The sequence below is a fragment of the Fusibacter sp. QWL-12 genome, from assembly GCF_058683495.1.
The window spans coordinates 1,363,060-1,375,847 of record NZ_CM178745.1 but is presented as its reverse complement, the minus strand read 5'-3'; the positions used below and the strand labels follow the sequence as shown (position 1 = coordinate 1,375,847).

At 37.3% G+C, this 12,788-nt stretch carries 11 protein-coding genes; 6 read left to right on the top strand and 5 right to left on the bottom strand.

The annotated features are described in order from the left end of the window. Nucleotides 1–12 precede the first annotated feature (12 nt). The 3 genes from AC4PID_RS06995 (at nt 13) to AC4PID_RS06985 (ending at nt 1,628) form a co-directional block, all read left to right on the top strand. Nucleotides 13–675 carry a TetR/AcrR family transcriptional regulator gene (locus AC4PID_RS06995; protein ID WP_492134853.1) on the top strand — a complete coding sequence of 221 codons (663 nt, stop codon included), beginning with the start codon at nt 13–15 and terminating at the stop codon, nt 673–675. A gap of 76 nt (nt 676–751) precedes the next feature. Beyond that, nucleotides 752–1,117: a cupin domain-containing protein gene (locus tag AC4PID_RS06990; protein ID WP_492134852.1), complete on the top strand. Its 366-nt coding sequence runs from the start codon at nt 752–754 to the stop codon at nt 1,115–1,117. Nucleotides 1,118–1,433: 316 nt separating this feature from the next. Then, a complete protein-coding gene (locus tag AC4PID_RS06985; RefSeq protein ID WP_492134851.1) occupies nt 1,434–1,628 on the top strand; it encodes a helix-hairpin-helix domain-containing protein in 195 nt (64 codons plus the stop codon). 140 nt (nt 1,629–1,768) lie between these two features. On the opposite strand, the gene AC4PID_RS06980 is transcribed toward AC4PID_RS06985, so the two are convergent. Beyond that, nucleotides 1,769–1,954, bottom strand: coding sequence for a hypothetical protein (locus AC4PID_RS06980; RefSeq protein WP_492134850.1), 186 nt, complete (start codon nt 1,952–1,954; stop codon nt 1,769–1,771). Between the two features lie 222 nt (nt 1,955–2,176). Between AC4PID_RS06980 and AC4PID_RS06975 the strand changes: the two genes are divergently transcribed. After that, complete coding sequence (locus AC4PID_RS06975) at nt 2,177–3,559, top strand: MFS transporter (RefSeq protein ID WP_492134849.1); 1,383 nt, start codon at nt 2,177–2,179, stop codon at nt 3,557–3,559. A 61-nt stretch (nt 3,560–3,620) separates the two neighbouring features. Here the strand turns inward: AC4PID_RS06975 and AC4PID_RS06970 are convergent, their stop codons facing one another. Further along, the gene (locus AC4PID_RS06970) at nt 3,621–5,348 is read right to left on the bottom strand and encodes an anti-sigma factor domain-containing protein (protein WP_492134848.1); all 1,728 of its coding nucleotides are present in this window, start codon (nt 5,346–5,348) and stop codon (nt 3,621–3,623) included. 58 nt (nt 5,349–5,406) lie between these two features. Continuing rightward, a complete protein-coding gene (locus AC4PID_RS06965) occupies nt 5,407–6,048 on the bottom strand; it encodes a hypothetical protein (protein ID WP_492134847.1) in 642 nt (213 codons plus the stop codon). A 268-nt stretch (nt 6,049–6,316) separates the two neighbouring features. Here AC4PID_RS06965 and AC4PID_RS06960 point away from each other — a divergent pair, with 268 nt between their 5' ends. Next, a complete protein-coding gene (locus tag AC4PID_RS06960; protein ID WP_492134846.1) occupies nt 6,317–7,522 on the top strand; it encodes a GGDEF domain-containing protein in 1,206 nt (401 codons plus the stop codon). A gap of 115 nt (nt 7,523–7,637) precedes the next feature. Here AC4PID_RS06960 and AC4PID_RS06955 read toward each other — a convergent pair whose 3' ends face one another. Continuing rightward, nucleotides 7,638–9,566, bottom strand: coding sequence for a hypothetical protein (locus AC4PID_RS06955; protein WP_492134845.1), 1,929 nt, complete (start codon nt 9,564–9,566; stop codon nt 7,638–7,640). A gap of 309 nt (nt 9,567–9,875) precedes the next feature. Beyond that, nucleotides 9,876–11,885: a S8 family peptidase gene (locus tag AC4PID_RS06950; RefSeq protein ID WP_492134844.1), complete on the bottom strand. Its 2,010-nt coding sequence runs from the start codon at nt 11,883–11,885 to the stop codon at nt 9,876–9,878. A gap of 307 nt (nt 11,886–12,192) precedes the next feature. On the opposite strand from AC4PID_RS06950, the gene AC4PID_RS06945 reads away from it, so the two are divergent. Then, nucleotides 12,193–12,744, top strand: a complete 552-nt coding sequence (locus tag AC4PID_RS06945; protein ID WP_492134843.1) for a hypothetical protein — start codon at nt 12,193–12,195, stop codon at nt 12,742–12,744. The last annotated feature ends 44 nt before the right edge of the window (nt 12,745–12,788 follow it).

Genomic DNA, 12,788 nt, shown 5'->3' with positions numbered 1-12,788 from the left:
GGGGGGACATCAATGACGACAGATGTTACACAAAAGTGCATGCGTAAGGTGTCACAGTCTAGAAGTATAGAAACAAAAGAGGCCTTAATTGAAGCCGCAACTCAGCTTTTTGCTGAAAAGGGCTTTCACAAGGTAAATACAAAGGAAATCGCCAAGGCTGCCGGGGTAGCAATTGGAAGCTTTTACGGTTATTATACAGACAAAAAACAAGTGTTTTTAGAGATTGTTAAAACTTATAAAGAGGCCTTATTAGGCGCAGGTATGTGTGGTAATTCAGGTGACTTCGATAAGTCTAATCCTGGACAGGATTACACCCTTGAACAAGTGATTAACTACTTTATCAACCAAAAGATAGAAGTGGCTGAACGCTATCCTTTGGCTTTTCACTTAGAAATCAACCACATGCGGTATCGTGATGAAGAGGTTGCTGCCTTGCTTGAGGACTACACCCAAAGAGAAATCACGATTTTTATAGATTATATGAGTCGCTACAGTGACCTACTAAGAGTAGATGATCTGCAGTTGGCAGCAAGTGTGATTTATCAGGTCAATGACAACATGATCATGGCCCACTTAAGCGGGGGTAACACAAAACATGCTCAGAGTTTGATTAATGAGTACAAAACTATGATTGCTCTTTACCTATTAAAGGGAAATAAAGAAAGTACAGTGTAAATGGACAATGACTTATTTGAGAGGTTATTAATTATAGTTTTAATTAAGGGAATAAATATTGAATAGGAGAGCTATTATGAACACAAAAGGCAACATAATCGAACTATTCGACTCTATATCAGACTATTGGTCGCCCAAAATAATTTCAGAAGTGAACGAAGATTACATCAAACTAGCAAAATTCAAAGGTGAGATCGTCCGTCACAATCATGAAAACGAAGATGAAATGTTTTATGTGATTAAAGGGTCATTCGAGATGCATCTTGATGATGAAGTGGTGACTTTAAACGAAGGCGACTTTTACGTCGTAAAAAAAGGAATCATGCATCAGCCTACTTCAAAAGAAGAGTGTTGGGTGATGCTGATTGAAAAAAAGGAAACCAAGCACACTGGGGATGTGGCATCGGAGATGACAAAGTCGATTGAAGAGCAAATGAAATAGGCTAATAAAATGGTAAAAATAATATGCAAAAATAATATGTAATTTAATAGGAGAATATAACAGACAAACGAATAACCGTAGTTTAATTAGGCATTCTATACTTAGGGTGCCTTTTATCGTCGCACAGTTCATAATGTTGTTTGCTCTAAATGCACTGCTCCTTTACCTAGCATGGCATCAGCCATCGGTTGCGTTGATGTTATATGTCATATTACCGCTTAGCTCGTTTTTCCTTCAGATGTTTTTTTCGAGAGGAAGAGATCATTAGTGGGTATAAACATCACACTCATAAACGTAATCAAAGAAAGGGAAAATTATGTTACCAGAATTGAAAACCATTAAAATAGGCGCACCTGCACACAGAGCTTTAGAAGCAAAGGGAATTGACACTTTTGCTCAGCTATGTGATTATACAGAGGTAGAATTGCTTGCGCTTCACGGCGTTGGACCAAAAGCCATTCGAATTTTAAAAGAATGGTTATCCAAGGAGGAAATGTCCTTTAAAAAGTAAAGGTTATATGTGATTAGTGGCGACTTCATGATGCATTTAGATGATGAAGCTCTAAAACTTGTGTATTGATAAATTGAAATTTAAAAAGACACTCATTTTGAGTGTCTTTTTGCAACTGGTTATAGTTATTTCATTTTAAGTTACTCCATACAAATGTTCATTTTAGCACATTCTGATACGCCACGTTCCATGGTTTGTGCACATTCAGCAACATGCTGTCCACCTTTTTGAGTCGCCATATTTGAAACGTTATTTGCTGCAAATGTTGAACTTGATGCAGCTAAGATTAATAAACTAAGTGCAGATACAGATAAAAACTTTTTCATGATATACCTCCAAATTTATGATGTTCGACTAAGTTAAATCAATTCTTGAATAATTCAATCATGCACATTATAGAGCATGTTATTTAACTAACTTAGTTATACTATTTAATTGTGTTTAAATTATGTTGTTTTATCGTATTATGAGAATTATTTGTTTGAACTAGAATCATTTTCTAGTTAAACTATTAGAGGTTACATAAACAATTTACTTACGGGGGAATTATGAAAAATACAAATAGATGGCTTTCATGGGGCATCCTAGTCTTTGGGTTTGTCGTGGTGTTTTTTCACAGGTTATCGATTGGATCGGTGGCGGATCAATTAACTGTGGACTTAAAGCTAGACAGCATCCAAATCGCTAACCTTGCGTCCATGACGTTTTATGGATATGCTTTGATGCAGCTACCAGTGGGGATTATGGTTGATACCATAGGGGTTAGGCGGATTTGTACCATTGGGATGTTTGTTACTGCGGTAGGGTCAATTCTATTCGGTATCGCAGGCCATGTCTATATTGCGTACTTAGCGAGATTCTTGGTGGGCATCGGTACCTCTGTTATCATCGTATCGGTTATGAAGATCCAATCGACTTTATTTCCATCTAATATGTACTCGACACTGTCGGGTTTAACGTCGCTGTTTGGTAACTTTGGTGCTTTTTTTGCAACGATTCCACTTTCGTTTATCGCCGTTAACTTCGGATGGAGAGGCACGTTTATTATACTGGGGCTGATTTCAATTGCTCTCTCTGTAAGTATTCACTTTTTTGTTAAAGAGAAAATTTCAAAAACGAGAATTTCATCAGAGTTTAATGGTATAAACGAAGAGAATCTAAACGATTCTAGTAATAGGGCTGAAAATAATTTATCTAGTAATATAGAGCTTAGTGAAGAAGTAACTGCTAAGAATATTGCAGCTAAGAATGACAACTTAGAGCCTAAGTCAGAAAAAATAAATATAAAAGAAGCGGTCAAGTATGTCCTTTCCAATAAAGCGATCTATCCAGACTTCTTTATCATGGTATTTTTCGTAGGCTCATTAACGGCTGTACTTGGGTTATGGGGTAATGGGTACATGAAGACGGTATATCAGATTTCAAACGAAAAGGCTGCTTATTATCTTTCCTTTATCACCTATGGATTTATTGTCGGTGCCCCTATAGTAGGTAAGTTATCGGATCTACTAGGTGGTGCAATTAAGAAGATACTGTTGTTTGCGAGTTCGGGCTATGTCTTGATTTGGTCTTATGTGCTCATTCTTCAAAAGGGAAAGCCACCAGTTGAGCAGTGGCCTTTCATCTACTTTTTAATGGGAATTTTAATCATCTGTCATATCCTTGTATTTTCAAATGTTAAAGAGATTAATCCATTAAAATATACAGGCATTGCAACCTCACTGGTCAATATTGGTGAGTTCGTCGGTAGTGGCATCATCAGTCTACTGATGGGTCTTATGATTAAAAGGCTTAAACTCAGTGGTATGCCTCTTGAAGAGGTTTACACGACGGCGATGGTGCTGGTACTGGGTGCGGCAGTTCTCAGTTTAATAGCGGTACTTTTTATGCATCAAACGTCTCATAAGTCGATTGGTGAAATTGATGGATAAAATAAAAGCTCCCTATACTAGGGAGCTTATTTTTATGATGCAATACTAAATCATGGTTTCATTAATCATCGTCACCGTCATCTTCTTCGTCGTCATCGTCATCGCTGTTATCATCAGATGATTGATCCTTGTCATCGTCTTTACTGTCCTCTTGATCCTCTAGTGCTTCTTTTAAAGCCTCGTATTTTGCTTCGATGGCCTTTTCGATTTGTTTATAATCTGGAGATTCAGTTTGAAGCTGTGCATTGATTTGAGTTACAAAAGCAACGACATCAGGATCTGTACCAAATCTTTCTTGAAGTCTACTTAGAGCTTTATTAATCTCTTTGATCGCTTCTGATGTTTGATCTCTATCGTCATCATTAACATCATCATTATCATTATCATTATCGTCCTCATCTTCGTCATCATCATTTTCTTTTTTATCTGCATCAGAAACACTTGCACCAGATATGCTGTCGCTTGAACTGTTTTCAGAAGAATTAGCTTCGTTCGTTATACTAGCACTTGTTTCTGCATCCGCTTCATCCTCATCGTCATCATCGTCTGACCAGATTTTGTTATAAGCATCTTTATATTGCATAAAATACGCTTTAGCGACGGATTTAACTTCCTGAAGCTGAGTGATACTCATTGTATCTAAAGTAGCCAATGTCTGTGTTGCCCATGCTTGAACGCTGATCCCAGCTACTGTTGAAGGTTCTGTTACAAAGGTTAATTTTTGTAAGCGTTCTCTTAAATCATCTAAATCTTCGGAGTCAAATGCATCGTCCTCATCTTCGTCATGATCGTCATCAGAATCATCATTTTGAGCTAAAGCCCAAGTTTTTTGATAAAGTGACATTACAGGTTTCCAAAGCAGCTTAGCTGATTTTAATAGTGCCAAGGTTTCTGCTTGAGTTGCAATACCTGAGTTGAACTTAGCCACCTCTGCGCTGTTTAAGAAAGCTTGAATCGAAGTACCAAACTGCGAATCGTTCTTAGCGGTTTCGAGTTTGTTTAAGAATGTTTTTACAGATTCTACAAGATCGTCATCTGCTTCAACTTCATAAACAGACATATCGACGTCTTCTATCGCTTCAATGGTTTTTGAAACTGAGTTGACAAGTGGTTTACTATCCTTTGTAATTTTAGCAAGCTCTAAGCGACCGAGTGTAACACCATCAGAAAGAGATTTTTCAGCGGTTGAAAGATCACTTTCGATATAAATAATATGAACATTATCTGGAACCTTCATACTACTTGATAGAAATTGTTCAAGCTCCTCGCCAAAGGCTGCCAATGTCACTGCGTCAAGAGCTGCTTTTTCATCTAATATAGCTGATGAGATTAAGATGTTGTTATTTGTATCATTTAAAAACTTCTCAATCTCTGCATTTTGAACGATTTCTTTTATGACATCATGAACATCTTTTCCCACCATGTCGTCATTGATAACAGATTTACCGTCATCGTTTAAGGTAATAATTTTTGTAACTACATAATCTTTATCAATTTCAATTTGCAAGCTAGGATTAATATCAATTGAAATCAGTGCATATGCTGAGCTCGGCATCAAGTTGTATCCAATCACTGATATCAAAAACAGTGCAGCTACAGTTGCAGCCACTAATAATTTCTTCTTCATATAGCCCTCCTTATGTTTAGAGTGGTATAAATCTTCTTCGAAGAAAAAGATTTCTTGATGGAGGGTCATATTATTCTTTTTATTAATTTTTGTGTAAGAATGATCCTTAGTCATAACGACTGCAAAATCATCTTTAATTTGAACAACAACACCTTGTTTCATAAACACCTCCAACTTACTCATTCATAATACAATACAAAATTAATTTGATTTTTAGGGCCTATTTTTTTAACCAGTTTTCAATTTTATCAAATTTTTTATAAAAAATAATACTTGTTCCAAGAATGAAGACTTTATTGTTCTTAACCATTTTAAGACCAATCTTTAAACTTTTAGAAACCAATGTGACAGGAAGGGATTTTTTTATATAGACCTGTGTCATGATGAATGCGTTCAGGGCAATCTCTTGCGCGATGTTTAAAGCCGCCTCTTTAGTGTCTGTATGCTTAGGCATGTGATTGGACAAATCTTCAAAGCTAAGCCCAAAGTAACTGAGTTCATTTTCATATGCAATTAATTCTAGGTGAAGGTCCTCATCACTGGGTGCAGCGACTTCAACGTTTGAAATATCATCGTGTTGATGATGCTTTTCCTTTTCCCAATAGTTTTTTAACCTACTTTCAATTACAATTCTAGCAAAAGACAAAAAATGACCTTTATCAATCTCGTAACGATCAATGGCTTCATTAAACGCAATGAGCGCTATTGAAAATTCATCATCGTTTCTAACACAGACATAAGCATGCTTAAGTTCAGATACATGTTTGATTACAAAGGGTGTGTAATCGTGAATGAACTGATTGCGTAAATCTGTCTGATTTTTAACTTGGTCAATGTAAAGATCTAAGCTACTTGAATCCATAATTACCTCAACATTAAAGAACGTACTCACATAAGTGTTTTAGAAAACTATTTAAAAATAATAAGAAAGACATACTTTTATAATTATATCTATAGCCAATTATCGAAATGCTTAACTAATAATCTATTAGTTTTACATAGACTTGTCAAATAACACTAAAATTTAAGTGAATCATACAAATGTTTTTATATCTTGGCTTTGGATTTACTTTAGCGTTAGGACTATGCTATTATAATTTTGTAATATTATGCTTTTAAAGGAGCGCTATATGGCGATAAAAATGTTTAAAAAGATAGATCAACCTATGCTCAAGACCTCGGATTTTATGAGGGAGAGAAACATAAAGAATGCGGCACATGGCAAAGTGCTTGCCGTAGGTGTTTTGATTTTTGAGGTTGTGTTTATGATCATAGCGATACTAAGTCGAGCAAATGGTGTAAGCCCATCGTTTAACTATAATTTCTATATGGTTATGTATATTTCATTGATCGCTGTGAGCAGTGTTTTTTATGGATTGTTGAAAAGATACAATCCAAACGAAGCGTCAGAGGCGTACCAAAGGAAGTTTTATCGACTCACTGTGGGATTTGGTTATGTTTTTATCCTGTGGGGAATGCTGGTCAGCTTTGCGGATCAAGGGCTGTATAGCAATTTAAATGCGCTATTTATCAATTTGATAGCGATTGCCTCATTTCTGTATATAGCACCTAGGAATTCCTTGATTATGTTTGCTTCTGAGGCAGTGATCTTTTTTATATTTATATCGAAGTTTCAAACCAGTATGGATATTTTATTGGGGCACTATATTAACAGTACGGTTCTTTTTGTATTTGTATGGTTGGCTTCATTTTTATCCTACAATATTTTCACCAGCAACTATCTGAATAAAAGCCAACTTCAGGTACAGCTTGATGTGAACAGTGAGATCAACGAGCAGCTTCAAGATGTGGTTTATAAACTGGAAGCTTTGGTTATAGAGGATTCTCTAACTGGTCTTCCTAACCGTCGAGGGCTGGACAAGTTCCTTCGAAACATCGTTAGCGTTTATAAGACAGAGCCAACGACGATTTCTTTTTTAATGATCGATATCGACTACTTTAAGCAGTACAACGACAGCTACACCCACATGGCTGGGGATGACACCTTAAAACAGATCAGTGGCAAGCTAAAAGAGTTCGTTACTTCTCTTAATGATTATGTGATTCGTTTTGGTGGGGAAGAATTCTTGTTTATCAACGTTTCAAAGAGTAAGGAAGAAATGATGGTAATTGCTGAACGCATGCGACGAGAAGTTGAAGCGCTTATGATTGAACATATAACCTCTGAATGTAGTTCCTATGTAACCATTAGTATTGGGTTGGTGACAGAAACGTCAGGGAACCTAGAGTGGATCAATCAACAGATTTCAGCTGCGGATAAGGCACTTTATAAGGCGAAGGAACTGGGGCGAAATCAGGTGTATGTAATAGAGTGAAATAAAAAAAGCAAAAGCACCTTCTCGTAGTCTAAACTTGATGAGAAGGTGCTTTTATATTTGATTAATTATATCTTAATTCATAGAACTAAGGCTATTTAGAGATTAATCAGCCTTAATCCGGCAGCACACTAGGGAAGGATACTACCATGTGTAGAACAAGTACACCTGCCATATCAGCTGGAACTATGTTCGTAAACTTACCTGGTGCATTTGGTATATCACTTGAACTCATATATACACCGAAATGCTCCTCTGTAACCATAGGTTGTGCTTCTCCTGGGAATGGTGTCAAATTGATATAATATACGTAGTAGTTATCTACGATATCAAAAGTAACTGTTCCCATGTTCATTGCTTTACTGATATCATTTCCGCCAGCACCTGCATAGATCGTATAAGGTGTTCCTGTAGTGAGGTTAGCAGTTTCGATGTACCAGCCCCAGTTTTTATTCTTTTTAATGGTGTTAAGTTGGACGCTGCTCTCATCAAAGAATGCGTAAGCAGTCTCATTTCTATAGATGAGAGAGTTAGCATACTCAACTCGTATTTCTCTACCAGCTAAAGACATGAAAGGTACAGTCATTTCTGAACCTGGTGTAACTGCTGGTTCGAGGTCATCAACATCTTGAATATAAAGCATTGTTCCTGTTAAGTTGAAGCCAGGTTTTTGCATTTCCATAACTTCAAAGTTGCCTTCAGGAAGTTCAAGATCTTCTAACATTTCAATCTCCTCAGTGTCAGCCAAATCCCAAACAATTAATCCTGAACCATCGGTTAAACTATGGCCATAAGCGTAATCCATCAAATTATCGACATCTTTTAAAACGAAGTCGAAGCTATAATCAACGAAGCCTTCAGGTTCAGCTGATGCGCCATTGTATTTATAAGCGACAAAGTGACTTAATTTCTTTTGGTTATAAGCTTCAATTGCAATGTTTTGATTTTCACCAATGACACTAAAGGTTGCACCATTACCAAATTCTGACACTGGATTTAGGCCATCAGCAATCACGAATTTCACAAATTCATAATTGAGAGGAATATTGACTTCTTCAATATAATATTCCCCTTCTGAGAGCTCAAGGTTACTTGCGGTAATATTATCGATTTCACCTGGTTGTGAGAATAAGAAGTCACCTAGATTGGCTACTTCACTTTGTGCTTTGGCAACGAGTTCACCTTTTTGACCTTCAACCCAAGTATAGATCTCGAAATCAAATGGCACATCGTATAGGAAGCTTCCTGATGCATCGTATTTTTGACCATCAACCAATCCTGAAACGACTATAGGTTCATAGCCATATACTCGGATAGCGTCAAGATCATAGCCATCTTTACCAGTAGCATAGGTGCTTGCTCGAGAAGTGCCTGCAAGGCCATAAACTTCACTTGTAATGTCAACTAAAATCACACCATCTGCAGAGACCACTTCCTCAGGCATTTTAAACTGTGTTACCCCAAAGTTACCATCTATATGATAGACATTAGGTAAAAAAGTTCTTAAGCCGACGCCATATAATCCAGCATAAGCTGCAAGTGTGAGATTACGATTAACATCCGATACATTTTGTAATCCGACTTTGTTCCAAATGATCCCTGCAAAGTAGCCGTAGCCACCATCTAAAGCAACATAGTCCACAGGCGAATCAACGGTTCCAGTTTTAACACCTGTCAAGAAAACAAGTGCTGCTTCTGGATGCCAACTGGTTCCCCATGTAACCTCAGAAAATTCCATATCTGTTACATTAGCATTGTCCTCGATATTATAAAAGACATCGTCAAATGTAAACTTAGTATAGTTGTAAGTTGCAAGCGAATAGAACAAATTTTCACCTGCATTTTGAACAGCATCAAATTCTCCATAAGCATTAGCCGGATTGCTTCTAGATGGATTTGTATTTAAACCAGTTAAAACACCCACCTCTGATCCAGTGGCATTCATAGCCAAACCAATATCAAGTGGTACATAAGCATAGGATGGCATGACAGCCATAGAGAATATCATAGTAAAAACTAAGAGAAAACTTAAGTACTTTCTCATATTACTACCTCCTTAATAGTTTGCCTTCTTTTAGAGTGGGCACTCTGTTTTCAGCCTCGTTTTGCGACAAACGGGGTTAACGGCTCTTTTTCTGGAGGAGCACTCTATTTTCAGCCTCATTTTTTTGGACAAATGAGGTTAACCGATTTAACATACACCTCCTTGACTGTACATAGATAAAAGCTATGCCCGCAGCGTGATTGCTTTAGGCAAACTTTTATTGCCCCATTCCTATGCATACACAAGTCAAAAATGCTTTGTTAATCTAAAAATAGAAGCTAACGATTTAACTTTATATTAAGCGAATCATTAGTTGTTTCTGTGAATTTCAATAGTGCCTTTTTGGTACATTACCCAGAATGCAGCGAAGATGAATAATGTCACTGCAAGATAGATGTACCACAATAAATTGCTTTGAGCACCGTATTGGATAACCTCAGCTTCTCCAAGAGGTACGTCGACTGCTACTTCACGTTCAGGATATGTGATTGTAGCTGAAAAGCTTAATGTGCCATCGGTGCTTATGGTCATAACATATTCACCTGGTTGAACATCATAAGTACCTCCTGTACCACTAAAGTTAAGACCAGTAATCGTAACGGTTGGAGGTGTTTTGCTCTTATAGGTTAAAGCGATGTCCAGTTTCCCTGGTGTTAAGACGTTAATGATATGAGTTGCAATAGGCACTTTTTTGTTAAGTGTGCCCTCAACGACTTCAACGTCTCTTACGATTTTGATCTCTGGTTCGAGAATAACCGTTTCTGCTTCGGTAGTAATCTCGATAAAGGTCGTACTTTCTGTTGATGCTTCGGTACTTGCTGTAGTTTCAACTACTGTATTATCATAGATTTCAACACTTCTTGTTGCGATGTTGGATATGTTTCCAGCTTTGTCTACTGCCGTATAGACAAGCTCGTAGTAACCAACTTTTGTGACGTCAAGGTTGCTATTGATTTGAACGAGGTTGGTGATATCGCCATCAGTTTCGTCTAAAGCAGTATATCCAGGTTCGGTATATTCAGAATTAATTGGTAGCTTAATAGTGGTTTCACCGTTTAAAGTTACAACTGGTGGTAATAAATCCACTGCAGTGGCAAGTGTTTTTCCAGATGCCATTAGAACAGCAGATTCCATATCTATTAAGCCATATCCAAATGTAGTATCATATCCGCTTGGACCTAAATCAACAGAGGTTTGTGATAGAATTTCTATTGCTTTTGAAGCGGTCATCGTTGGGTCAGCAGCATACATCATTCCGATAAGACCAGCGACGTAAGGCGAAGCAAATGAAGTTCCGGATGCATTGGTAATATAATCAGTTGAGGTTGCAACACGAGCTGTTCCACCAGCCATAACGGTTAAACCTGAACCAGTATTTGAATAAGACATTTTGTTATTTTGCGTGTCCACAGCACCTACGCCAATGACATTGTCGTATGCTGCAGGGTAATTTAAAGTGGTTGTTCCTTCATTTCCTGCTGCAGAGACAATAGTAATGCCATTTGCTACTGCCGTATCTACCGCTAGCTTTAGTGCAGAGGAAGCGGAACGACCACCGATACTCATGTTTATGACTTTTGCCCCCTGCGAGCTTGCGTATTCAATGCCCTTAATCATATCTGAGTAAGTACCAGTTCCTGTTGAGCTCATAACTTTCACCGCTAAGAATCGCGCATTAGGTATAAGGCCTGCGATACCAAAACTATTGTTGGTTTTTGCAGCAAGTACACTGGTTACCATTGTTCCGTGTCCATTATCATCTGAGAAATTAGTTGAACTGGTAAGCACATTGTATCCAGTGACGTTTATACCAGATAGATCTGCGTTTGCGGTATTGAGTCCAGTATCGAGTATCGCTACTAGGACGCTGCCATCGCCCATCGTCGTATCCCAAGCACTTGGCACTTTCATAAGTGGAAGGTAAACTTGATTAACATAATTTGGATCGTTAGGCGTGAAGTCTATTTGGGTGATATAATCGTATTCTGCAAAGAGGACGTCTTTGTTTCGTTTTAAATTATCTATTGTGCTTTTTGAATCCTCTGGCTTTACCTTTAAAACTTCAGCATTGATGCTTTTTAATTCTGCTTTTAACTCTAGTTGCATTTGTGCTCTTAATGAACGTTTTGAATCAGCCGGTGTACTTTTGTTATAAACGACGATCAATTGACTTGATACATAAGGATTAGAAAACTCATCATAGGCTAGATCAAGAGGTTGGTCATCTGAGAATGTTGGCGTACTGAAAGGTAATAAGAGTGAGCAAATTAATAAGAATGAAAAGAATACCCCCACTGACTTCTTTAACAACAAAATCATGAATTCACCTCCACTACAAAAAATAAAAACACTCAGTGGCTTGAGTGCGATTGGATAAAAAGAGAGTTTATAATGGTTGAATTAATAAAGAATGTTTAATTAAAGTAATTATCTTGAAATTAATATGTTTCATTTTAAAGGAACACAAAAGATGTATACCCCAATATATAAAAAAGTAACATGTATTCTGGGCAGTTTTATAAATACCGTATTTGCTTTTAATTGTCTTGTATGGGTATAATGAGAGTGATAATGGCTCAAAATAAAGATTTAATTTTATCTGAATTAATAAAAGGATGGTAAACATTTGAAACAAAAAAAGAACAAAACTTACGAGATTGCAATGATAGCCATGAGCGTCGCCATGCTCATCGGAGGTGGGATTGGCATATATGCAATAAGTGCGGTTTTCCCAGTGCCAGGAAGCAAGTATGTCATGATGGCGCCGGTTATTGCGACGATTTTATATGTGATGCAAATAAAACTAAAAGGACAGACCACGATACTTAAGTTTGGTGGTGTTTTTGCTCTGGTGATGACATTGGTTAATCTCTTTATGGGAATTGCAATTCTACTCACAACGCTCTGTACGCATGTCTCAGTTTTATGGATCAAAAATAACGAAAGAAAAGCATACTGGGGTAGCGTTCTCTATGCAGGTTATACCGGTGTAATTGCACTTTCGATCACGAAGCTATTCATCAGTGGCATCGTAGATGAAATTCCCTATATCGTCTTTGTGGGGATCGGTGCATTGTGCATGGTATTTGGGGTGATGGGGACGACAGTGGCGAAGCGCATCATTAGGTCTATAAAAGGTTATGCCATTGATAGTGAACATATGATAGATCACAAATAATAGTCTAAAATATCGGAATAGAATAAACAGAAGTGAATAAACAG

Coding starts and splice junctions, on each gene's coding strand:
- AC4PID_RS06955 (WP_492134845.1), bottom strand. CDS start 9,566: ATGAGAAAGTACTTAAGTTTTCTCTTAGTTTTTACTATGATATTCTCT.
- AC4PID_RS06965 (WP_492134847.1), bottom strand. CDS start 6,048: ATGGATTCAAGTAGCTTAGATCTTTACATTGACCAAGTTAAAAATCAG.
- AC4PID_RS06995 (WP_492134853.1), top strand. CDS start 13: ATGACGACAGATGTTACACAAAAGTGCATGCGTAAGGTGTCACAGTCT.
- AC4PID_RS06970 (WP_492134848.1), bottom strand. CDS start 5,348: ATGAAACAAGGTGTTGTTGTTCAAATTAAAGATGATTTTGCAGTCGTT.
- AC4PID_RS06985 (WP_492134851.1), top strand. CDS start 1,434: ATGTTACCAGAATTGAAAACCATTAAAATAGGCGCACCTGCACACAGA.
- AC4PID_RS06990 (WP_492134852.1), top strand. CDS start 752: ATGAACACAAAAGGCAACATAATCGAACTATTCGACTCTATATCAGAC.
- AC4PID_RS06975 (WP_492134849.1), top strand. CDS start 2,177: ATGAAAAATACAAATAGATGGCTTTCATGGGGCATCCTAGTCTTTGGG.
- AC4PID_RS06980 (WP_492134850.1), bottom strand. CDS start 1,954: ATGAAAAAGTTTTTATCTGTATCTGCACTTAGTTTATTAATCTTAGCT.
- AC4PID_RS06950 (WP_492134844.1), bottom strand. CDS start 11,885: ATGATTTTGTTGTTAAAGAAGTCAGTGGGGGTATTCTTTTCATTCTTA.
- AC4PID_RS06960 (WP_492134846.1), top strand. CDS start 6,317: ATGGCGATAAAAATGTTTAAAAAGATAGATCAACCTATGCTCAAGACC.